At 73.9% G+C, this 204-nt stretch carries 1 protein-coding gene; it reads right to left on the minus strand.

Annotation, left to right across the window (positions count from 1 at the left end):
• A partial coding sequence (locus tag AMS65_RS18365) for an iron chelate uptake ABC transporter family permease subunit (protein ID WP_157502457.1) occupies positions 1-204 on the minus strand: 204 nt, incomplete at both ends.

Raw genomic sequence — 204 nt, forward strand, 5'->3', positions numbered from 1 at the left:
AGCCGACGGTGCTCGTTGCCTGCAGCGAATCGAGCAATGTGCGCGGCGCCCAGGCCGATGAACCCGATCGGACCGGCTGCCGCGGTGGCGGCACCGGCGAGCACCACGACCACTGCTGCGGCGCCGATCCGGGTCCCTGCGACGCGCGTACCGAGGGCACTCGCGGCATCGTCACCGAGCGCGAGCGCGTTGAGCGGCNCCGCG

It is taken from the genome of Leucobacter celer subsp. astrifaciens, assembly GCF_001273835.1.
In the GTDB taxonomy this organism is placed as follows: domain Bacteria; phylum Actinomycetota; class Actinomycetes; order Actinomycetales; family Microbacteriaceae; genus Leucobacter; species Leucobacter celer.